This is a genomic window from Shouchella rhizosphaerae, assembly GCF_900142675.1.
In the GTDB taxonomy this organism is placed as follows: domain Bacteria; phylum Bacillota; class Bacilli; order Bacillales; family Bacillaceae_D; genus Shouchella; species Shouchella rhizosphaerae.
This window is the reverse complement of the sequence record NZ_FRBS01000002.1, coordinates 306,957-326,528: the sequence shown is the minus strand read 5'-3', so window position 1 is coordinate 326,528 and position 19,572 is coordinate 306,957. Positions and strand designations below refer to the sequence as shown.

Sequence of the window (19,572 nt, the reverse complement as noted above, 5' to 3'; positions counted from 1 at the left end):
CGTTCTAGTCTCTCTTTCGTGTTAGAATATGGGACAGTCAACAAATGATGATGGAGGAACAGTCAATGAGGATACACCCTTTTCTTCGCCGATCATTGCGAACATTAAGCGGTTTCGGCCTCTTTGCTGCTATATTGCTTTCTGGCTGCCAAGCCCCTGAAGCGAGCCCCGCTCCCAATAAGGACGATGTTTCCCAAGGCAATGATGCCTCTGAGGAACAACAGCCAGAGGAACAAGCGTTGACAGTTGTCAACGGGGATAAAACCGACATCCTTTCCGCTCGGGCAGCAACAGCTCCGTTTGATAAAACCTATTTAGTACCAGAGGGCTTTGAAGTCGTTGAAACAGCCAATATGCTAACTTTTGTGTCGGACCAAGATCCTTCTTTTCAAGTTTCCGTCAGCACGGAGCCGCTCCCTTCCGATAAAGATTGGACGTTGCGCCATGATTACACAACACTTGCTCTTCGTTCCAACGAAAGCGAGCCTGTGGAAATTGATACACATTGGTTTCCTGAGCTTGGTTTTGATTATTATTTGACCGTTGATGACAGCCATGGCATCGTTCATCGTCTTGTCCGCTTTGATGAAAAACGAGATCATATGTATGTAGCTGCGCTCTCTTTGCCTGCCGATTTAAGGGAACAGGACAGCGAAGCTTATGAAGAAGCGGTCAGCTTGTTCCACGCGATTCTCGTTTCTGCTAATCATGAAAGCGACAAAGGCGAGCATTCTATTGATGAGGACTTGGCTACCGTTCCTTTAGCTCAAAAATTAAGTGGCAAGCCTAGCGCCGAAGCAAACACGCCTGAAGAAAGCCTAGTTGCGGAAGTGCCATTCTTCTATGACGGGGAAGCCCATTCCGTTCTTGCCCATACCTTTGTGCTGTTTGACACACTTGAGATCCAATTGCCTGAAGGCTACCAAATGCGTCGTTTAGGGGACCAGTCTTATAGTTTTTGGAATGAACAAAACCAACTGTTTGCGCCGATTTCCATTATTATCGGCCTCGCCCATCCAGACGTACCTGCCGATATGCACATTAATGCGCTCCGTTCTGCACGCACAGAAATCAAGTGGCCGCTAACCGATGCTCTCGATTGGTATGATTACGCCTTCGCCGACGCGAACAGTGAAGATGAATTTAGCAGTATCACGCTCATTAAAGAACTGGCAGATGGTCGTATTCTTGATTTATCGGTCCACACAAGCGAACAAGCAATTGATTCCCTTGTCTTGGAACAACTTCTTGCCTGCCTTGCAACGGCTACAGAAAAGCAAACAGTGAAATAAAGCGAAAACATCAAGCTTCCCGACCGCTTCTTAGCACGGGGAGCTTTTTTGAACGGCTCATTTATAATGGCCGCCAATTTTTTGGCTTCTGTCTCGAAGCTGTGACGCTTTTTGCAACGAAGAAGCACGCTGGATCGCGAGCTTCCCATATTTTTGGCGGATGCCGTCCATCACATAACCAATCGTTGACAGACGATCTCTGCTCGCATTGTCGTCAAATAAGCTAAGCTGCCAATTTTGGTCACTTTGCAAGTTGCTCACACCTATGCTTAAACGGCGGATTGGATAACCGTCCCAAAACCGTTCAAGCAACGCGCACGCCGCTTCGTATACTTCCATTGTAATGTTGGTTTCAAAAGGAATCGTATACTGCCGGTGAAACCCACGTTTTTCAACGAAATCGGCACCATTGACACTTAGGGAAACCGTACTCCCCATCCAGCCATCCTGCCTCAAACGCGCGCATACTTCCTCGCATAACTCAAGCAACACGACACAAATGTCCTCCTTTTTCACATAGTCCCGAGGCAGCGTCATCCCATTTCCATACCCTTTACGACGGGCATGGGCGGCTCTTGTTACAGGTGAGTAATCTTCGCCATTGGCTGACATCCATAAAACTTGGCCATGGACGCCAAAACGTTTCTTTATCCGTGCGCCATCCGTTTGCGCCAGTTGACCAATCGTTCGAATCCCCATATTGCGAAGGTGGACGCTCATTTTCCGGCCAACGCCAAACAGTTTTTCAATCGGCAAGCACCACAAATCAAGATCAAGACTGTCTTTTCTAAGCCAATAAATCCCTTCACTGCTTTTCTTGGCAAAATTGTCGCATGCTAGTTTTGCCAATACTTTGTTTTCGCCGATGCCAACTCTTGCCTTTACGCCAAATCGGTCCATAATGGCTTGCTTCACTTTTTCTGCTATTTCATAAGGGGGGCCAAACAACTTTTGGCTCCCAGTCACATCCATAAACTGTTCATCAATCGAATAGGGCTCAACCAAATCGGTAAACGTGCCAAGAATTTTTGAAATTTGTAGGGAAATATCAACGTAGCGCTGCATATGTGGTTTCACAACAACTAAGTCTGGGCATTTTTGCTGCGCCTCAAATAAGCGCTCAGCATTTCGGACGCCCTTAGCCTTTGCTAATGGGCATGCCGCCAAAATGACACCACTTCTCCGATTCACGTCCCCAGAAACGACAAGGGGGCGCCCATCGTACTGGGGATTGGCCGCATGTTCGATCGACGCATAAAACGATTCCATATCAACAAGAAAAATGACATTTGCCCGCTTCATGTTTGTTGCCCTCCCCTGTGTTCTGATTCTAGTATATGCGAATGTGCGTTCCCTATTCAAGAGAAAAAAACGAATAGACGTTCGGTATTTTTTGCCATTGCTCTCCTATTGTCAGAGCAAAAAAAGAACCAGGCAAAAGCCTGATTCTTAATGAAGGCGCTTAGCACCTAAGTATCTTGGTTTCCAGTAACTATTGTTCATGTCAGCAACTTCAACTCCCCGGGAAGAGCCAGCATGAATGAATTTATTGTCGCCTATATAGATGCCATTATGAGAAGGGCCGGCTTTATAGGTTTCAAAAAAGACAACATCGCCTACACTCGGTGAACTAACGGATGTTCCCTTATTCCATTGTTCCGAAGCAGTTCGAGGAACGCTAACACCATTTTGCCGGAAAATGTATTGGATAAATCCACTACAGTCAAATCCAGACATAGAAGTGCCTCCCCAAGCATACGGGACGCCAATGGCCGACTGTGCGCTAGAGATCAAGCCTGAAACAAGTCCGCTTGCGTTTTGGTTCGTCTGAGCAGGTTGATTGTTGTTTACCGTTTGGTTTTTGTTCACAGGGGCAGGGCTGTTGCTAAGTTTCGCAAATGTTTGCGGCCCAGCAATCCCATCAGCGGACAGACCATTGTTTTTTTGGAATTCACGCACAGCCGAACGGGTCACCTCACCATAATAGCCTGTTGCATTCTGATTAAAGTAGCCAAGGGAGCGCAGCTGATTTTGCAAATCGGTCACTTGGCTGTTGCGATCGCCAAGACGAAGCGAGCCCGTTGACGAAGCAGGCTTGCTTTTTGAAGGTGTATCATTTTCTGAAGCACGATTACCGCCGTTTTTAAGCGCTGCTTGTGTGGCTGGTCCAGCGATCCCATCAGCTTGCAAGTTGTTCGCCCGTTGGAAAGCACGCACCGCATCACGCGTTACCGTGCCGTAGTAGCCAGTAGGAGATTGGTTGAAGAAGCCGAGCTTTCGTAGATCCTCCTGTAACGCTGTCACACTGCCGCCGCGGCTACCTACACGCAGAAGGCTTGTCTTGCTGGATGGCTGCGTATCAGCCGTTTTATTCCCATTGTTATTCGGTGCTGATACAGCCGCGCCTGTCAAAGAACTTAGCGTCTGTGGGCCAGCAACCCCGTCAACAAGAAGGTTATTCGCTTTTTGGTAAGCAATTACTGCATCTCTAGTATGGGTGCCAAAATAGCCTGTAGCAGTGCCGTATGTAAAAAACCCTTTTTCTTTTAGAGCATTTTGCAGTTCAGTCACATCGGGATGAGACATGCCCTGACGGAGTGTACGGTCGCCGAGCGCTGCATCTGCATCTTGTGGGGCGACTACGGCAATACCCGCCACAACGGCAGAAGAGAACAGCACTTTATTGAAAGTAGATTGTGCCAAGAAAATGCCTCCTTCTAAAGTGATTTTCCATTCATTTTCCTTTTTCGACAGAATGTTGTCTTCGTGAATTATATCGGCTATGGAATGTAAATTTTAAACGAAATATGGCGGCTGGACTACCGATGTAATTGAAATGTAATATTACAAAAGTGCTTACCCCTCTATCCTTTTATGTAAAAATCAAGACTGGGCGGGCTTTTCCCGCTTTTCAGGCACAGGTTGGGAAAATTTCTTAATCGGATTTCTCAGCCAAAAGACGGAGGGGCGACTGCACCAAAAAGCTGAAGACGCTAAAGGCATGTCCTGTTACGCTAAAATAAAAAAGGAGGTCATTTAAAAATGGCCGAGTCAAAAGTCTATTTGCAGCTATTGGGACTAGAACGGCAACCGCCTTCACTCCCTTTTCTCAATGCGATTTGTACAGCCCACTTGCAAACATTCCCGTTTGAGAACATGAGCAAATTGACCCGTTGGCTAAACGGGATGGAAGGATTGCCTTCTGTAAATGAGTTTCTTCAAGCGCGCCGCACACTCGATGCTGGCGGAACTTGTTATTCAATGAACGGAAACGTCCATCTTTTATTGAACCAACTCGGTTTTAACAGCCAACTGGCTATGCTTGGCGGCGAACACATGGGCATAATCGTATTGCTCGACGGCACTCGTTATTACGTCGATTGTGGCGCAGCAGCCCCATTCTTTGAAGCAGTGCCTCTTCACTTGCCAAAAACAGAACGCACATTTGGCAATGATGTCGTTGCGATTACCGCGAGAGAAGATCGGTTATTCGATTACAAACGCTACCTGAATGGCGCACAGACTGGAAAAACGTGGTCTTTTCAACAGGAGAAAAGCTACCAAATCGCTGATTTCCAAGGGCTCGTTTCTGCTTCTTATCAGCCAACAGCGACATTCATGGGGCTGTTGCGTTGCCAATTGTACCAGCTTCACCAACAAAGAAGCGTCTCGCTTGTTAATAACCGCTTTACGATTAGTAAAAGCAATGGTGAACGGACAACGACGACCCTCTCTTCCGTTGAAGCCATTGAAGACGTGCTGGCCAATGAGTTTAACTTGCCAAATTTGCCTGTTCGGCAAGCAATCGCTGCACTCACTAAAATCGGAATTGACCCTTTTGCTAAACAAGCCTAAAACGGCATGCGGTGAGAAGGTTTTTTGAAGTCCCGTAACGAATTAGTATGTAGCGTCAATTAACAGAGGGAGCTGGACGTATGAACGCGAGCCAATTATATGATTACCACGTATGGGCGAACAACCAAGTTTTTGCCCACCTGAGCGCCCAGGAAGAAGGAATGTTAACGCGTCAAGTAACGAGCGTGTTTTCTTCAATAGCGGAAGTGCTTACCCATATTTACACAGCAGACATTACCTGGCTTAATGTCATGCAGGGAAAAAATTTTAACGAGATCGTCGAAATAAAAACCGAAAAAAACAAACAAGTGGCTGGTGCCTCTTTGGCCGTTTATCAGGAAGCTTACCAAGAAGTAGCACAAAACTTTAGACAATTTTTCGCAGCTAACGACCTTAGCAGAGCAATTGAAATTGAACACCGACGGTTCGGCAAGTTGGTTTGTCCATTAGAAGACCTCGTTTTCCATGTCGCCAACCACGGTACTTACCATCGCGGCAACATCACGGCAATGCTGCGGCAACTGGGGCTAACAGGCGTGCCGACCGATTATGTTTTTTTCAAGTATCTCTAAGCTCCTTGTAATCCGTCTGTATCATTGCCATAATGATCTCATCTGAGTATTGATTATTCAGATAAAGAGACTGTCTCAATACGCCTTCTATTTTAAAACCTGCTTTTTCATAAGCTTTTATGCCTCTTTTGTTATGAGAGAATACTTCCAATTGTAGCCGGTTTAGTTTAAGTTGCTCAAAGGCAAACCGAAGTGCTAATTGGATTGCTTCTGTTCCGTACCCTTTATTTAAAACATGTTGATGATGCAAGGCAATTCTAAACCCGGCTTTTTGGTTGGTCTCGTCGATTTCTAAAATCGATAAATCGCCAAGCACCTCATCACTATTGAGCAAACAAATCGCAAAATCAAAGCGATGCTCATCATTGGTCATTCGCTCATAGTGTTCATACAATTGCTCCATTGTAAATGTCTTTGTTGTGCCAGTCATATAGCGTATTTCTTCATCTTGGACTGCATTAAAAAAGCTACTCATATCGTTTTTTTGCACAGGCCTTAAGTAAACGGTAGTGCCAGTTATCCTCATTTGTCCTCTCCCCTTTTATGCTTTTCTATTATACCTAGAAATCATTGCTAAAGGAAACTACCTCGTTAAAAAAAGCAAAGGAAGGGGTTTCCCACTTCCTTTGCTCAAATCAATCAATCATCCGGCTCGACCGGGATTTTTCCGTTGTTTTTTGCATTCGCTCGGCAAGTGGCTTCTTCAACAACAAGCCGAACAGCAGAGCGAGTACAAGAAAGAGGGCAAGCACGCCAATATTGATCCAGACTGCTTCAGCGACGATTCCCCCAACTGCCTCCCTTAGCAAATTAATCGCATACGTAAACGGCAAAAACGGATGGATCGCTTGGAAAAATGGCGGTGCCACTTGTATTGGAAACGTTCCTCCGGCACCTGATAATTGCAGCACCATAAAAATAATGGCCAACGCTTTACCGATATTACCAAAAACCGACACTAGCGTATAAACAATCGTCATAAAAACGGAACCAACCAGTACGGAAAACACGACGAACCAAACGGGATGGGCTGCATAGACTCCAAGTACAAGGAGATCGCCAATGCTCACAATGAGCGCTTGAAAGAAACCGACTAACAAGAACAGCACGAGGCGGCCAAGATAAACGTGGTGCGCCTTGTATTCTTCCCTCATATCAACTGGGTGAACATCGGTTTTTAACAAGTTCGCCAACAGCAACGCGCCTACCCACAGAGAAAGGGCTGTGTAGAATGGCGCATTGGCTGACCCGTAGTTTGGAACGGCGTATAATTGATCCTCAATTAGTTTGACTGGTTCTGCGAAAAACGCACTCTCTTTTTCAATATCGTTTTTCAACAATCCAATCAATTCTTCAAGATCGGTGTTTTCTTCAAACTCGCGGATGCGGTCAGCTGCTTCGCCAACGGTCTCCTCTAATCCTGGCAATTCCCCATTCACAAATGTAGCAATATGGTTTAACGCTTCTTCAAATTCAGGAAGAGCTTCCTCAACTTTTTCTGCCATCTCAGAGAATTCTTCTTCCAATGATGGCAAATCGTCACGAATAAAATCGGCGGCCTCATGAATTCGTTCCTCAATTGCTGGAAAATCATTGCTCATAAACGAGTTGATGCCCTTAATGGTCGCAATCACTTCTGGCAGTCCATTTTCAACTAAGTTAATCGCCTCATTGACACGCTCTTCAATGGCAGGCAACTCTTCCAGCAAATCGTTGAGTTGTTCTTCGCCTGTTACGCTAATCGCTGAAGCTTGATTTAACATCTCCTCTAAATCAGGGAGGCGTTCTTCAGCAGCGGCCAAATCGTCGCCTGCATCCTCAGCCGCCTGGCCTAATTGGCTAACGGCCCCTTTAATGACGTCTGCCCCGCCGTTCGCTAAGTATTGTTGAACATGTTGGGCAGATTGAGCCGTCGCTTGCGCTTGTTCTCTTAAAGACTCTACCGTTTGTGAATCAAGCTCTCCTCCTGCCTCCAATGTAGCGATGGCGGATTGAACGTTTTCCTGCAAACTGCTCGTTTTGTCTCGTGCTTCGGAAAGGGACTCAATTGCCGGACTTAGCTCTTTTCCAGGCAATGGTTCATTTAATTCACTGAGAAAGTTGATCGCTTGCGTTAATGCTTGCCCATTTGCAGCAAGCACCTCATTGGCTGAACGAAGCTGTTCCAAAAGCGCGTCCGATGAATCGCCTGACAGAGCGGCCTCGACTGCGTTTGCGCCTTGCTCGACAAAGCTTGCTTGCCGGTTGATCACATCAACAAGAGGATCGATCGCCCCTTCTACTTCATTCAGAACATTTTGGGCGCCTTCTAAATAATCTTGTGCATGACCGGCCATTTCCGCAGCATGTGGCAGCGCCTCCTGAGCGCGCCCAATTGCTTCCTGGGCTGTCTGAACGATTTCGAGCGCTTCCTCTATTTGCTCTTCCACTTCGCCAAAGTGGCCGCCAATTTCTACAAGTTTGTCCGCTGCCGCCTCTATTTCAGGAATCCGTTCTTCCAACTGGGCGAGGCGCTCGCTAAGCGTATGGATTTCCGGCAATCGTTCTTCAATCTCCAATACGTACCCAGCTGCTTCGTTTATGTCTGAAAAATGTTCCGTCATCCCGATGACGCTTTCGACTTTTTCCTTGATCACCGGCCAGTCGTTTTGAAGTTCAAGCACCTTTTCCCCTAGCTCATTGATTTCTGGAAACCGTTCCTCTAGCTTAAAAATATTGTTTTCGATTTTACGAATCGTTGGCAATTCATTCTCAAGTTCAACGCCAATCTCGTTAAATTCCGTAAACAAAGCAGTAGATGCTTCTTCTAAAAATTGCTCGGAAATTTCCTCGACAATCGCAGAAGCTCCTGCTGATGTCATCTTTGGAGCGATCGCATTCAGTTTTTCATTGACTGTATAGCGAACTTCAGGAGCGGCTGGCTCCCCGTCAAGAACACTCGTCAACTTTTCGGAAAAATCTTTGCCTATATACACACTTGCGTAATAATCGCCCTTTTTGACTCCTTCTTCCGCCGTGGCTCGATCGACAAACGTCCAACCCATTTTGTCGTTCTTTTTGAGATTTTCAACAAGCTCATCTCCGACTTTAAACTGTTCTCCGTTGACTTCGGCGCCAGCATCCTCGTTCACAACGGCCACTTTGATTTGGTTCGTGTTGCTATAAGGGTCCCAAGAAGCAGCGACATTGAACCAAGCATATAATGACGGCAAGAATGCCAAGCCAACAAGCAAAAGCGCAACAAGCGGAACGCGCTTTAAATTGCGCAAATCTTGTTTTATAATTTGGCTAATTTGCTTCATTGAAACCACCTTACTCCTTCCATCAGTAACATTAGTATTTCCTAATCATACATGAGCGACTCAAAATAGACAATATTTATCCACGAAGAGTACAAAAGAGAACAAACCCTTGTACGGCAAGGGTTTGTTCTCTTGAATCGCATCTGAAAGAACAACAAAAAAGATGTAAAATTCCTAGACGTCTTTAAAGGCAAACGTCATTTCTGCTTGTGCGGCCACTTCTCCATCGACGTAGGCCGTTCCAGTCGCCTTGGCAATCGGGCCCTTTACACGCGTAATCTCAGTTTCTAACCGCAGTTGGTCTCCAGGCCGGACAGGGCGTTTAAATTTACAGCCGTCGATGGCGGCAAACAAGCCGACTTTGTTCGTTCCTTCCTGCGCTTTTGCGATTGCCACTCCGCTCACTTGTGCCAGTGCCTCAACAATAAGGACACCAGGCATCACCGCATAATGGGGAAAATGGCCATTAAAAAACTCTTCATTGATCGTAACATTTTTAATGCCGACCGCTCGTTTGCCCGCTTCAAGCTCAATCACTTTATCAACAAGCAAAAACGGGTAGCGGTGGGGGATAAGGGCTTTAATTTCTTCAACCGTTAACATCGGATCGCCTCCTCTTTCGAATCTTTCCCGCTTTATCTTACCATATTGCCTGGCTATCGGCAGCACCCCTCTATGAAAGCGATTTCAAATAGGCTATAATTAGGTTAAGGAGGCGTTTAATTAATGGCTCTCATAACGATGCAGTTTCATTCCCAAACATTAGGAAAACAAACAAGCTTGGCGATCATTTTGCCCGATGAAGCGCCGCCGCCCTTCAAAACATTATACTTGCTTCATGGGTGGAGCGACGACCATTCTGCCTGGCTGCGGCAAACAAGCATTGAGCGTTATGCAATTCGAGAGCAAATCGCTGTTGTCATGCCGAATGTCGACTTGAGCTTTTATACCGATATGGTTTACGGTAGCCCTTATTTCACCTTTCTAGCAGACGAATTGCCTGAGCGGCTTGCCCGGCTTTTCCCATTCTCGGACAAACGGGAAGACCAGTTTGTTGCTGGATTGTCGATGGGCGGTTTTGGCGCATTCAAATGGGCGCTTCACAATACTGAGCGCTTTCAGGCCGCAGCTAGCTTTTCAGGCGCCCTTGATTTAAAAAGTCTATTGGAAGCACCTATCCCGGAGAGAATCCCCCATATGAAAGCCGTGTTTGGCGAATCCCTTTCTCTCCATCAATCAGGGGGCGATTTAATCGCTTTGCTGAAAACAAGCATCGCCGAAAAAATCAAACTCCCGCACCTGTACCAGTATTGTGGAACGGAGGATTTTTTGTATGATATAAATACCTCTTTTCTAGAGGAGACCCGGCAAGTAGGCGCGTCTTTAGTCTATTCTGAAGGGCCAGGTGGCCATACATGGGATTATTGGGATCGTTGCATCGACAACTGGCTTTTGTCGTTGCGAAAAGATGGGTTATTGAAATAAAGGGGCACGCGGCGCATACAGGGCATAATTGAAAAAGCGCCAGTTGCCTGACTGGCAACTGGCGCATGTTTTCTATTAAAAGGCAACGGCCGCTTTTTTAACGTTTTCCAAGCCTTCAGAAATGATCGCATCTGCTTGGTCCGGGGCGGCGTTATGGCCTTCAATAATGACTTCTACTGGTTGAGTGATGCCCCAGAATGCCATCGTTGTCCGAACAAGGTTTGCCGCCATTTCTAAAGCTGCCATCTCTTCGTTCGAGTAAACGCCGCCACGGGCATTTAACAAAGCGACTTCTTTAGAACCAACGAGTCCAACTGGGCCCGTTTCCGTATAGCGGAACGTCTTGCCTGCTTGCGCAAGATAGGACAAATACGTAATAAGCGGTGCAGGCACTGTGAAGTTCCACAATGGAAAGGCAAAGACGACTTTATCAGCATTCAGGAACTGTTCTTGATAGCGTTCAATCGTCTCCACGATTTCTTTTTCCTCGCCAGTCAGTTCCACGCCTTGCGCTTTTTTATATTGGCCGGTAATTGCTGTATTCCCGTAATAAGGAAGTTTTTCAGCGAACAAGTTGAGCTCTTCCACTGTATCATTAGGATGGGCTTCCTTATACGAATTCAAAAATTGATTATACATTTTCACGCTCACGCCTTGTTCAAGACGGTCGCTTGCATTTATCATTAACACTGTTGCCATGTTACAAGTTCCTCCTAGTTACGAATAATTGTCGCATGTACTATTGTACACCTTCCATTTTAATCGTCTAGTAGGCACTTTTTTGATCGTCAGTCTCCTTTTTGAAACTGTTATTGGCTGACACCAGATTCCACAATGTGGGTACTTACTCGAACATCGACAGCTAGCGTGCTATATAGCTGGTACCACTCTTCTTCGTTTAGCCCATTCTTTCCGATCTGTCTGGCGCCAAAACCAACTGGATCTACTTCTTTTTCCTGCAAGTTTTGCAAAAGCTGCTTCATTCCTTCCTGCAAGGAAGCATTTGTTTCTGAAGTAATATGTTGCAACTTCTCTTCTTCCAAAAGCCCGCCTGAGTATTCACTAAGTCGTGTCCGCAATCCGACATCAATGAATAGTGTCCGTGTTTTTAAATCAACATGCACATCAGCATCAGAGCGCAGCTCACGCAAAACGGCGACATGTTTGCCCTCATCCACTCGCACTTCAAGCACGCCCCCGCTTTGATAACCATCCGTTAATAACTTAAGCAAAAACGATTCTTCTAAGTTCAGTGTATCAATTAAACGGTCCTGTTTAAAAAGAGCTATTCCATCTACTTGCAAATTTCGCTCGCTATAGGAAAGGTACGGCAAAAACGGGTCATGGCCTTTTTCAAAATAAGCCCTCATAAACAAGTGCATATTCGATTGCGGCAAGTTGCCTTGTGTAATGTTATGGTCGAGCATGTCTTTTAAATAGGCGCCAATTTCAGATTGCAATGGGAATTGCACATTTAGGAGCCCCTGCGTTGTCCCATTGGTCACACTCAAATACGCTTTCGTTGCTACAGTCGGATCGCGGTAATACGTATCAAGCACATCAAAAATGCCGCCTTCCGCTAACTGGTCTTCTAGCAAAATCGATGATATTTTCCCTCCATGGAGTGGACGGGAAGACATGCTGTTAAATTTCAGCCGGAGCGCTCGCGTCGAATTAGATTCCGCTGACAGCGCCGTATTTTTCGTTGCTTCTTCAACCGAATATGAGGTCAAGCTAACAGTCCCTTTTATAGCGCCCTCTCCCCCTTTATCAAAGCCAATGACCGAGATCAATTGGAGCTCATCGATCACCCTTGTCGTTACGACGGAGAAAAGGGGCAAGAAAAGGAGAAGCGCCAGCATAGATACTTTCAAGGCCTTATACATGGGAAGCGTCCCCTTTCTTTTTCAAAAACAAGCTGACAGCCCATAAAAGTGGAAGAAGACCGAAAATAAAAAGCGGACCGACATAATTCATTCCATCGTTCAACGCATTGATCGCTCTGCGCGTATCGAATTGAATGGTGGCGATAAACACAAGAAAAACAACCACTTTTGCCGTCGTGCGGTGCCGAACACCGAGCTGTTGTTTTAATAGCCTGCTGCTTGCCCAAATCGCAAGGGCAATGTTTGGAAAGATGACAGTCAGCCATATCGCGATACACAAATACTCGATCCGTTCAATAAAGACGAGAGACACGACTTTCCATGCACTTAGCGTAGGCCAAATGGTGAGCGTCAATTGTTCGTGGCTATAATAAAGAAAGGTGACAAATACAACGAGCAAGTAGACGAGCGTTGTACATGCTGAACCTAAATGGGCTGAAAGTTGTAGTCCTTTGCCCTTCTTTAAAAAAGGCGCGTACACAAGCAGCAATTCTGCACCTGAAAAACTTAACGTCAACAGGAGCGCTGCTTCTATTTGTTTCTTCCACGTAGTGTCAAACAAAGGGGTCAAATGGTACCACTCTGCAAATTCAAGTACGGGCAGCACAGTTGGCCATAAAAGGGTCGGTATAAGCACAAATATAAAATTTAAACCTGCCACTACCCGAAACCCTTTTACAATCGCATAGTACTCCACCAATAAAATGATCAGTGCCATTGACCAAGTCATCAATTCTGGGTAAATCCATACTTGGATGACTTCGATATAAGTTCGCAACACGACGACTGCCAGCATTGCGAAATAGAAGACAAACAGAAACACAACGAGCCCGCCGCCCCACCTTCCAAACGCTTGCTTCGCCACCCCATAGAGATCCCCGCTCTCCGCTTTGCTGATTATCCGAAAAGCCATCCAAATAATGAGTTGGTTCACCGCCCCGGCAAGCAGAACGGCAATCCATGCTCGATAGCCAGCTACATCAGCAATATAGCGTGAAAAGCCGAGGATGCCTACGCCGACCTGCATACCATGCACAAGAAAAAACGCCATGTACGGAGGGACTTTTACGCTGCTTGGCAGTTCAGTAGCCACAATCGTTTTCCTCCTTTAATAGCCGTCATCAATATCAGGCTTTTGCTGTCGGTTGTGTTTCGGGAAGAAACGCTTTTGCTGCTTTGCTTGCAAAAAACGAGGACGCATCGTTTGCTGCGAAATCGGTAAACGAATGACAGAGTCTTTCATGTCTTTGAAGGAAAATGGATAGATCGGCTCCATATACGGCCTTCCTAAAGAGGTCAGCGAAAGCAGATGGCACAGAGTAAAGATCAACATAATGGCAATGCCGATCAATCCCCATATTTGGGCAGCCAATATAAACGGAAAGCGGACAATCCGAATCGTCGTGCCCATGCGATAGACTGGAATAGTAAAAGAAGCAAGGGCAGCGAGAGCCACAATAATCAATAAGACATTGCTCGTTAACCCGGCTTCTACTGCTGCCGTCCCGATAACAATCCCGCCGACAATGCCGATGGTTTGGCCAATTTTTGTGGGCAGTCTTGCTCCCGCTTCGCGAAGAAGTTCGATCGTTACTTCTAAAAACAACGCTTCTATAATGGGCGGAAACGGCACCGCAGTGCGTGAGACGACAAGTGTCGCAAACAAATCCTGGGGAATCATTTCCGGATGGTAGGATAATACCGCCACATACAACGGCGTTGCAAAAATGGAAAACAAAACTGCGCCTATCCGGATAATCCGGAGCATAGAGGCTGTATGCCAAGATAATAAATAATCCTCAAAGGCGACAATGAATTCAAGCGCCGTCACCGGGGCAAGCAATGCTTGCGGAGATCCATCTGCGAGCACGGCTACTTTTCCTTCAAGCAATGCCCCCGCCGTCCGATCAGGTCGTTCTGTATCGACGAGCTGCGGGAAAACTGAATTGTTATTATCTTGAATCACTTGTAAAATCGTTGATGAGTCGGGAACTTGATCAATTTGCAAGCCTTTGATTCGTTGCTTCACCGTTTGGACATTTTCTTTATTGGCAATCGAGGCACAGTAGATGACGTATACGTCCGTTTTCGTTTCGCTTCCAACGACGAATTTAACCATATGCAAATCGGACGAAGGGATTCTTTTGCGCAGCAACGCTAGATTCGTTTCCACTGCTTCAATAAATGATTCCTTCGAGCCAAATACACTGAATTCTATTTCAGGGACATTCATTTCCCGGCCTTTCATGTAAGCCAAATCAACTAACCAGTTTTGCCATGCTCCCTTTTCCTTAAAAGAAATAAGTACGCTCCCTTTTAATAGCCGCTTTTCTATTTCCATTGCGTCCTCAAGCTGTTCCACCTCGGCGCTATACAATGCTTCTTTTAATGCTTTGTTGGAAATGCCGTCGACTTGTTTAAGGGGATGAAGCACATTTGGGGCAATGCGCTCCATGTCTATTAAAGATTGATAATAGTAGACATGAATCGGCTCCCTATCCTTACTTGCTTCCACTTGTTCCACAAAATCGCTTGATTGCTTTGCCGCTTGCAGAACTTCCGCAAGAGTAGTTAGTACAGGAAATGTCGGCTGTTTCTTTTTCTTATGTAAAAAAAACGGCAAACGGACACCCCCTTCTTTTTCTGTTAGTATGCGAAGGAGGGTCGTATTCATACAAAAAAGAAGACTGCGTTTTTCTCAGTCTCCTTGAATATTATCGATGATGCGGTACCAAAGGTCGGGATCGAGGACATCCCACATATTCTCCCCTTCGCCTATGACGCCAAAACCAATGACAAGCCCACAAAGCAAACATGCACCTGCCAGCACCATCACGACAATCAGGCGCAGCCAAATAGGGAACAGGCGAATCCGTTCACGTTTATAGAGATCAGCGGCGTGCCTTTCTTCTCGCTCTTCCATCGGGTCGTCTGTTTTATCAGGGGTGGCATTCGGCGACACATCAAGGCGTCCAGCTGCCTGCTCTGTTTCAACATCGTATGGTTCCTCGCCTTGTTGCAAAGGCTCATCTGCTTTTTTGGTTTGTCCGTCTTGAGCCAAGCACGCCACCTCCTCACTCCATTAACGGCGAATGTTGTTCGCTAGACCAGCCATATCATCTGCAAACGAGTAAGCCCTCGCTTGAAATTGCAATAGGCGCTGCGTCTCCATCAATTCAGCCATTTCCAAGCCTAAATCGACATTGGCTTGTTCGAGCATGTTTTGTTTCATATGCTCGTCTGCGGCCACCACTTCTTCTGAAACGCCTGGAAGCTCTGGAAGAACATACAAATTGTTGCCTCCAGATTCAAGTGTTTGCGGTCGCAACACACGTGTTAGCGCAAAAGAACCAACTTGCTGTTCGCCTCCGTTACGCAGTTGAGCAAACAAATTGCCGTCCCTCCATTCCAAGGAAACCGTATCCCCTGGCATGACAATTGCTTCTCCATCGCTGTCAAGCACACGGTTGCCGTCGCTCGTTACGAGTTCCAACCCGTTGCCTACTGCCTGTGGAGAAAAGTAAAACGTGCCATCACGCGTAAGCCTCGTACCTGCTACGGTCTCAATGTTATAGAAGAGATCCGCTTCGGTCAAGGCAAAATCGAGCCCGCGTCCTGTTTCACGTAACGTACCTTGTTCTAACTGAATTTGCGTTTGTGCTAACTTCGCGCCTGTGCCGACTCGCAAGCCATGGGGCGTCTGTCTGTTTTCATTTGGTTGGTTCAAATACTCTGAAGTCAAAACATCCGCAAACGAAGCAGACCGCCGTTTAAAGCCCGTTGTTTCCGCATTGGCCATATTGTTCGAAATCGTGTCAATCTTTGCTTGCAGCTGTGAAAGCGTAGCTGCGGCTGTATGCCCAATACTCATTGATCGTCCTCCCCTATGTTAAACGTCCTACCTCATTAACTGCTTTGTCCATACTTTGGTCATATGCCTGCACCACTTTTTGGTTCGCTTCAAATAATCGGTAAGCACTGAGCATAGCATTCATGGATGCTGCTGTGTCAACGTTGCTGCGTTCAATCGCTGCCTGGCGAATCGAAAAATCAATGTCTGGATTGCCGTGGGCGCTTGGCAACTCTCCATTTTCCAGCATATACAAGCCATCGCCTTCCCGTTCCAACTCATTGGTGTCGTCAGCTAATACGATTTCTATTGTACCCCGGTTTTCGCCAGCCACGACAACAGCTCCACTTTCATCGACTGAGAAAGCCTCTGAGTCGACTTGAATCGGCCCGCCTTCTGTGCTTTGGAGCAAATGCCCCCCTGCAGTTGCTAGCCGCCCTTGGCTATCCACTTGCAAGTCGCCATTGCGTGTATACCGTATACCATTTTCCGTCATCACAGCAAAAAAGACAGCGTTATTCTCCTCAAGTCCCGTTTGGAGAAGCGCTAAATCAGTCGTATTGCCTGTTTCTTGAATATCGCCTTGCCGGGCATTCGTTTGTTGCTCCTGCAAATAAACGGCTGTTGCTAAACTGCCAAGCCCTTGTTTTTGCACAGTGCCTGCCTTAGAAACACTTTGCGCTTCCATTAAAAACGTCGGAAAGGCCCTGGAAACCGATTGCTCTGCTTTATAGCCAGGCGTTTGGGCGTTGGCTAAATTATTGGCTAGCATATCTTGGTGGTATTGGGCAGCAAGCATTCCACTTGTTGCTGTATATAGCCCTTTTAACATCCCGTTCCTCCTTTACAACTGAACTTTTTTACTGGACATCTTGTCCAAGTTTTCTAAAATAATGCCTGTTCCCCTAGCCACGCAATGCATTGGCTCCTCTGCAATTAATACAGGGATCTTTAACTCTTCTGCCAGCAACGTATCCATCCCATGCAACAGCGCTCCGCCCCCTGTTAACATTACGCCCTTATCAATAATATCGGCAGACAACTCAGGAGGTGTTTTTTCCAATACTTGCTTAGCTGCTTGGACAATGTATTCAACGGACTCGACTAGTGCTTTTTCAATTTCTTTCGTCGAAATGGTGATGTTACGCGGCAAGCCACTTATCATATCGCGACCTCTGATATCCATTTCCTCTGAACGTGCACCAGGAAAAACAGTAGCCACTTGCTTTTTTATTTCTTCGGATGTTCGCTCTCCAATTAACAGTTTGTATTCTTTTTTTATGTACGATAAAATGTCAGAATCAAAACGATCCCCTGCCACCTTGATGGAAGAGGCGGTGACAACATCACCCATCGATAACACTGCTACATCCGTTGTGCCGCCACCTATATCGACGACCATATTGCCGCTCGGTTGGAAAATATCCATCCCAGCTCCTATGGCCGCCACTTTTGGTTCCTCTTCCAAATAGACATTCTTTCCGCCGCTCTTTTCCGCTGCTTGGCGAATCGCTTTTTGCTCAACTGACGTAATATTCGTAGGGCAACAAATTAAAATCCGCGGCTTTGAAAGAAAACCCTTTACTTGAATTTTATCCATAAAGTGCTTTAACATTGACTCTGTCATCTCAAAGTTTGCAATGACGCCATCCTTCATCGGCCGAATGGCTACAATGTTTCCTGGTGTCCGTCCAACCATGCGAAACGCTTCTTCTCCAACAGCAAGGACGCGGTTTGTTGTCGTATCAAGAGCAACGACAGAAGGCTCATCTAATACAATCCCACTGCCTTTCACATAAATAAGCACATTCGCTGTCCCTAAGTCAATTCCAATATCACGGCCAAACATACATCGATTTCCTCCTTATTCTCCTTAACGTGTAAATAGTAACGAATAGTTGTGCGCCTAGATGAATTTAAGTATGTATCGAACAAACGTATAGGTTAATTGAAACGCGCACATATGCCTAGTATAAATAGTACCATAAACACAGGAGAAAAGAAGAATTTGTCGAAATTTTATTGCCGTGATTTTACGATTGGCTGGTCTCCCACTTCAATTGTCTTCTTGTATTTGACTTTTGTCGCTTCACCGCCCCGCAAGTGGCGAATGGACTTGTGGTACTCAAGTATCTCCTTTACGTCATTTGCAAGCTCTGGGTTGATTTCCGGCAAACGTTCGGTGAGATCCTTGTGTACAGTACTTTTTGAGACGCCAAATTCCTTTGCGATGGTTCGCACCGTTTTTTTCGTCTCAACAATGTACTTGCCAATCTTGATAGTTCGCTCTTTGATGTAATCGTGCACACGACTCGCCTCCCTAATTCTGTATGGGTGATTGGTAAAGTGTATTAGGGAGGCGTCCTTGTTATACCATCTTTTCATAGGTCAAGCTTCATTTCTTGACTCTTTGGCCTACTTCCTTTCATTTCCATGCTCACGCTTATCAAGTGTACAAAAGATAACAAGGCTACATGTTCGTTTGGTTAACTAACTGCTTTTAAAGCAATGACCGAACCTAATATTAGGAAAATGAAAAAAATCCTTGAAGCGGTTTTCGGCTCGCCATAAACAAACATGCCAATGGCCGCTCCTCCAAAAGCCCCTATTCCCGTCCACACAGCGTAAACTGTGCCCATAGGCAATGTTTCCATTGCGAGTGACAAAAGGAAGAAACTTGCCGAAAAACCAATGACAAGCAACCCCAATGGCAACAGCGTCTTTTCGATCTTAAAACGGTTCATCATCGCCAATCCAAACATCTCTAACAAACCAGCCACAATCACATACACCCAAGCCATCTCAACTTACTCCTTTTTCCGATTTAGGTTTCTCCCCTGGCGTAACCAGTTTTAAGCCGATGACGCCAGTTAATAGCAAACCGATTAATAGTGCCTTGACTAGCTCGAATGGCTCACCAAACAGGAGAGTTTCGGCAATAACCGTCCCTGCCGTGCCTAGCCCGACAAAAACGGCATAGGCAGTCGCAACAGGCAACCTTGCTGTAGCGGCAATTAGCAGGACAAAGCTTGCAAGTATCGCCACTACGGTTAAACCCCATTCCATCATCGTTGAAGCATGTTTCAGCCCGATGACCCAGCCGATCTCAAAACAGGCGGCCACCACAATGAATATCCAGTGTTTACTCATTTGTTCCTCCACTTCTTACGCACACAAAAAGCCCAGGAGCTATTCATAGAATGTCTCCCGGGCTTTTATCCCTCCGTGTCACGGCAGACGCCGTGTGCACCTCTCGGACCAGCCCTTACAAATGAAGCGGAACCCTAGGCGCATTTGTGCGATCATTTTACTCTAGTCTAGCACGGAGTG

20 protein-coding genes and 1 riboswitch are annotated in these 19,572 nt (G+C 46.2%); of the genes, 4 read left to right on the top strand and 16 right to left on the bottom strand.

The features are described from left to right. Positions 1 to 65 precede the first annotated feature (65 nt). The gene (locus BUC05_RS07670; protein WP_073304463.1) at positions 66 to 1,292 is read left to right on the top strand and encodes a hypothetical protein; all 1,227 of its coding nucleotides are present in this window, start codon (positions 66 to 68) and stop codon (positions 1,290 to 1,292) included. 57 nt (positions 1,293 to 1,349) lie between these two features. Here the strand turns inward: BUC05_RS07670 and BUC05_RS07665 are convergent, their stop codons facing one another. Together BUC05_RS07665 and BUC05_RS21890 are read right to left on the bottom strand one after the other, a co-directional pair. Then, complete coding sequence (locus BUC05_RS07665) at positions 1,350 to 2,594, bottom strand: DNA polymerase IV (protein WP_011248660.1); 1,245 nt, start codon at positions 2,592 to 2,594, stop codon at positions 1,350 to 1,352. Positions 2,595 to 2,741: 147 nt separating this feature from the next. Continuing rightward, on the bottom strand, positions 2,742 to 3,995 hold the full coding sequence (locus BUC05_RS21890) for a C40 family peptidase (RefSeq protein ID WP_011248661.1): 1,254 nt from the start codon (positions 3,993 to 3,995) through the stop codon (positions 2,742 to 2,744). 339 nt (positions 3,996 to 4,334) lie between these two features. Between BUC05_RS21890 and BUC05_RS07655 the strand changes: the two genes are divergently transcribed. Together BUC05_RS07655 and BUC05_RS07650 are read left to right on the top strand one after the other, a co-directional pair. Beyond that, positions 4,335 to 5,147 carry an arylamine N-acetyltransferase gene (locus BUC05_RS07655; protein ID WP_011248662.1) on the top strand — a complete coding sequence of 271 codons (813 nt, stop codon included), beginning with the start codon at positions 4,335 to 4,337 and terminating at the stop codon, positions 5,145 to 5,147. A gap of 80 nt (positions 5,148 to 5,227) precedes the next feature. Then, the gene (locus BUC05_RS07650; protein WP_011248663.1) at positions 5,228 to 5,719 is read left to right on the top strand and encodes a DinB family protein; all 492 of its coding nucleotides are present in this window, start codon (positions 5,228 to 5,230) and stop codon (positions 5,717 to 5,719) included. On the opposite strand, the gene BUC05_RS07645 is transcribed toward BUC05_RS07650, so the two are convergent. The 3 genes from BUC05_RS07645 to fabZ form a co-directional block, all read right to left on the bottom strand. After that, the gene (locus tag BUC05_RS07645) at positions 5,706 to 6,245 is read right to left on the bottom strand and encodes a GNAT family N-acetyltransferase (protein WP_011248664.1); all 540 of its coding nucleotides are present in this window, start codon (positions 6,243 to 6,245) and stop codon (positions 5,706 to 5,708) included. The genes BUC05_RS07650 and BUC05_RS07645 overlap by 14 nt on opposite strands. 109 nt (positions 6,246 to 6,354) lie before the next feature. Next, the gene (locus tag BUC05_RS07640) at positions 6,355 to 9,021 is read right to left on the bottom strand and encodes a YhgE/Pip domain-containing protein (RefSeq protein WP_011248665.1); all 2,667 of its coding nucleotides are present in this window, start codon (positions 9,019 to 9,021) and stop codon (positions 6,355 to 6,357) included. Positions 9,022 to 9,195: 174 nt separating this feature from the next. Further along, the gene (gene fabZ / locus BUC05_RS07635) at positions 9,196 to 9,624 is read right to left on the bottom strand and encodes a 3-hydroxyacyl-ACP dehydratase FabZ (protein ID WP_011248666.1); all 429 of its coding nucleotides are present in this window, start codon (positions 9,622 to 9,624) and stop codon (positions 9,196 to 9,198) included. A gap of 123 nt (positions 9,625 to 9,747) precedes the next feature. Here fabZ and BUC05_RS07630 point away from each other — a divergent pair, with 123 nt between their 5' ends. Beyond that, complete coding sequence (locus BUC05_RS07630; RefSeq protein ID WP_011248667.1) at positions 9,748 to 10,506, top strand: alpha/beta hydrolase; 759 nt, start codon at positions 9,748 to 9,750, stop codon at positions 10,504 to 10,506. Positions 10,507 to 10,581: 75 nt separating this feature from the next. Here the strand turns inward: BUC05_RS07630 and BUC05_RS07625 are convergent, their stop codons facing one another. The 11 genes from BUC05_RS07625 to BUC05_RS07575 form a co-directional block, all read right to left on the bottom strand. Next, on the bottom strand, positions 10,582 to 11,205 hold the full coding sequence (locus tag BUC05_RS07625; protein ID WP_011248668.1) for an FMN-dependent NADH-azoreductase: 624 nt from the start codon (positions 11,203 to 11,205) through the stop codon (positions 10,582 to 10,584). A 110-nt stretch (positions 11,206 to 11,315) separates the two neighbouring features. Beyond that, positions 11,316 to 12,392 (bottom strand): Ger(x)C family spore germination protein, encoded by a 1,077-nt coding sequence (locus BUC05_RS07620; RefSeq protein WP_011248669.1) that lies wholly within the window; start codon positions 12,390 to 12,392, stop codon positions 11,316 to 11,318. Further along, positions 12,385 to 13,485: a GerAB/ArcD/ProY family transporter gene (locus BUC05_RS07615; RefSeq protein WP_082111935.1), complete on the bottom strand. Its 1,101-nt coding sequence runs from the start codon at positions 13,483 to 13,485 to the stop codon at positions 12,385 to 12,387. The genes BUC05_RS07620 and BUC05_RS07615 overlap by 8 nt, the downstream gene beginning before the upstream one ends. Positions 13,486 to 13,500: 15 nt before the next feature. Continuing rightward, entirely contained in the window at positions 13,501 to 15,015 is a 1,515-nt protein-coding gene (locus BUC05_RS07610) for a spore germination protein (RefSeq protein WP_035205963.1), read from the bottom strand. 75 nt (positions 15,016 to 15,090) lie between these two features. After that, positions 15,091 to 15,453, bottom strand: coding sequence for a DNA-directed RNA polymerase subunit beta (locus BUC05_RS21695; RefSeq protein ID WP_011248672.1), 363 nt, complete (start codon positions 15,451 to 15,453; stop codon positions 15,091 to 15,093). Between the two features lie 21 nt (positions 15,454 to 15,474). After that, positions 15,475 to 16,263: a flagellar hook-basal body protein gene (locus tag BUC05_RS07600; protein ID WP_035205900.1), complete on the bottom strand. Its 789-nt coding sequence runs from the start codon at positions 16,261 to 16,263 to the stop codon at positions 15,475 to 15,477. A gap of 13 nt (positions 16,264 to 16,276) precedes the next feature. Further along, positions 16,277 to 17,074: a flagellar hook-basal body protein gene (locus tag BUC05_RS07595; RefSeq protein ID WP_011248674.1), complete on the bottom strand. Its 798-nt coding sequence runs from the start codon at positions 17,072 to 17,074 to the stop codon at positions 16,277 to 16,279. A gap of 12 nt (positions 17,075 to 17,086) precedes the next feature. Further along, positions 17,087 to 18,091 (bottom strand): rod shape-determining protein, encoded by a 1,005-nt coding sequence (locus BUC05_RS07590; protein WP_011248675.1) that lies wholly within the window; start codon positions 18,089 to 18,091, stop codon positions 17,087 to 17,089. A gap of 170 nt (positions 18,092 to 18,261) precedes the next feature. Further along, positions 18,262 to 18,549, bottom strand: a complete 288-nt coding sequence (spoIIID, locus tag BUC05_RS07585; RefSeq protein ID WP_011248676.1) for a sporulation transcriptional regulator SpoIIID — start codon at positions 18,547 to 18,549, stop codon at positions 18,262 to 18,264. Between the two features lie 179 nt (positions 18,550 to 18,728). After that, positions 18,729 to 19,043 carry a DMT family transporter gene (locus BUC05_RS07580; protein WP_011248677.1) on the bottom strand — a complete coding sequence of 105 codons (315 nt, stop codon included), beginning with the start codon at positions 19,041 to 19,043 and terminating at the stop codon, positions 18,729 to 18,731. A 1-nt stretch (position 19,044) separates the two neighbouring features. Further along, entirely contained in the window at positions 19,045 to 19,392 is a 348-nt protein-coding gene (locus BUC05_RS07575; protein ID WP_011248678.1) for a DMT family transporter, read from the bottom strand. A 52-nt stretch (positions 19,393 to 19,444) separates the two neighbouring features. Then, positions 19,445 to 19,541, bottom strand: a riboswitch (guanidine-I (ykkC/yxkD leader). Positions 19,542 to 19,572: the final 31 nt, after the last annotated feature.

Bases quoted from the DNA above. Each gene is read 5' to 3' on its own strand.
- BUC05_RS07670 (WP_073304463.1), top strand. From the start codon at position 66: ATGAGGATACACCCTTTTCTTCGCCGATCATTGCGAACATTAAGCGGT.
- BUC05_RS07665 (WP_011248660.1), bottom strand. From the start codon at position 2,594: ATGAAGCGGGCAAATGTCATTTTTCTTGTTGATATGGAATCGTTTTAT.
- BUC05_RS07655 (WP_011248662.1), top strand. From the start codon at position 4,335: ATGGCCGAGTCAAAAGTCTATTTGCAGCTATTGGGACTAGAACGGCAA.
- BUC05_RS07650 (WP_011248663.1), top strand. From the start codon at position 5,228: ATGAACGCGAGCCAATTATATGATTACCACGTATGGGCGAACAACCAA.
- BUC05_RS07645 (WP_011248664.1), bottom strand. From the start codon at position 6,245: ATGAGGATAACTGGCACTACCGTTTACTTAAGGCCTGTGCAAAAAAAC.
- BUC05_RS07640 (WP_011248665.1), bottom strand. From the start codon at position 9,021: ATGAAGCAAATTAGCCAAATTATAAAACAAGATTTGCGCAATTTAAAG.
- fabZ (WP_011248666.1), bottom strand. From the start codon at position 9,624: ATGTTAACGGTTGAAGAAATTAAAGCCCTTATCCCCCACCGCTACCCG.
- BUC05_RS07630 (WP_011248667.1), top strand. From the start codon at position 9,748: ATGGCTCTCATAACGATGCAGTTTCATTCCCAAACATTAGGAAAACAA.
- BUC05_RS07625 (WP_011248668.1), bottom strand. From the start codon at position 11,205: ATGGCAACAGTGTTAATGATAAATGCAAGCGACCGTCTTGAACAAGGC.
- BUC05_RS07620 (WP_011248669.1), bottom strand. From the start codon at position 12,392: ATGTATAAGGCCTTGAAAGTATCTATGCTGGCGCTTCTCCTTTTCTTG.
- BUC05_RS07600 (WP_035205900.1), bottom strand. From the start codon at position 16,263: ATGAGTATTGGGCATACAGCCGCAGCTACGCTTTCACAGCTGCAAGCA.
- BUC05_RS07595 (WP_011248674.1), bottom strand. From the start codon at position 17,074: ATGTTAAAAGGGCTATATACAGCAACAAGTGGAATGCTTGCTGCCCAA.
- BUC05_RS07590 (WP_011248675.1), bottom strand. From the start codon at position 18,091: ATGTTTGGCCGTGATATTGGAATTGACTTAGGGACAGCGAATGTGCTT.
- BUC05_RS07580 (WP_011248677.1), bottom strand. From the start codon at position 19,043: ATGGCTTGGGTGTATGTGATTGTGGCTGGTTTGTTAGAGATGTTTGGA.
- BUC05_RS07575 (WP_011248678.1), bottom strand. From the start codon at position 19,392: ATGAGTAAACACTGGATATTCATTGTGGTGGCCGCCTGTTTTGAGATC.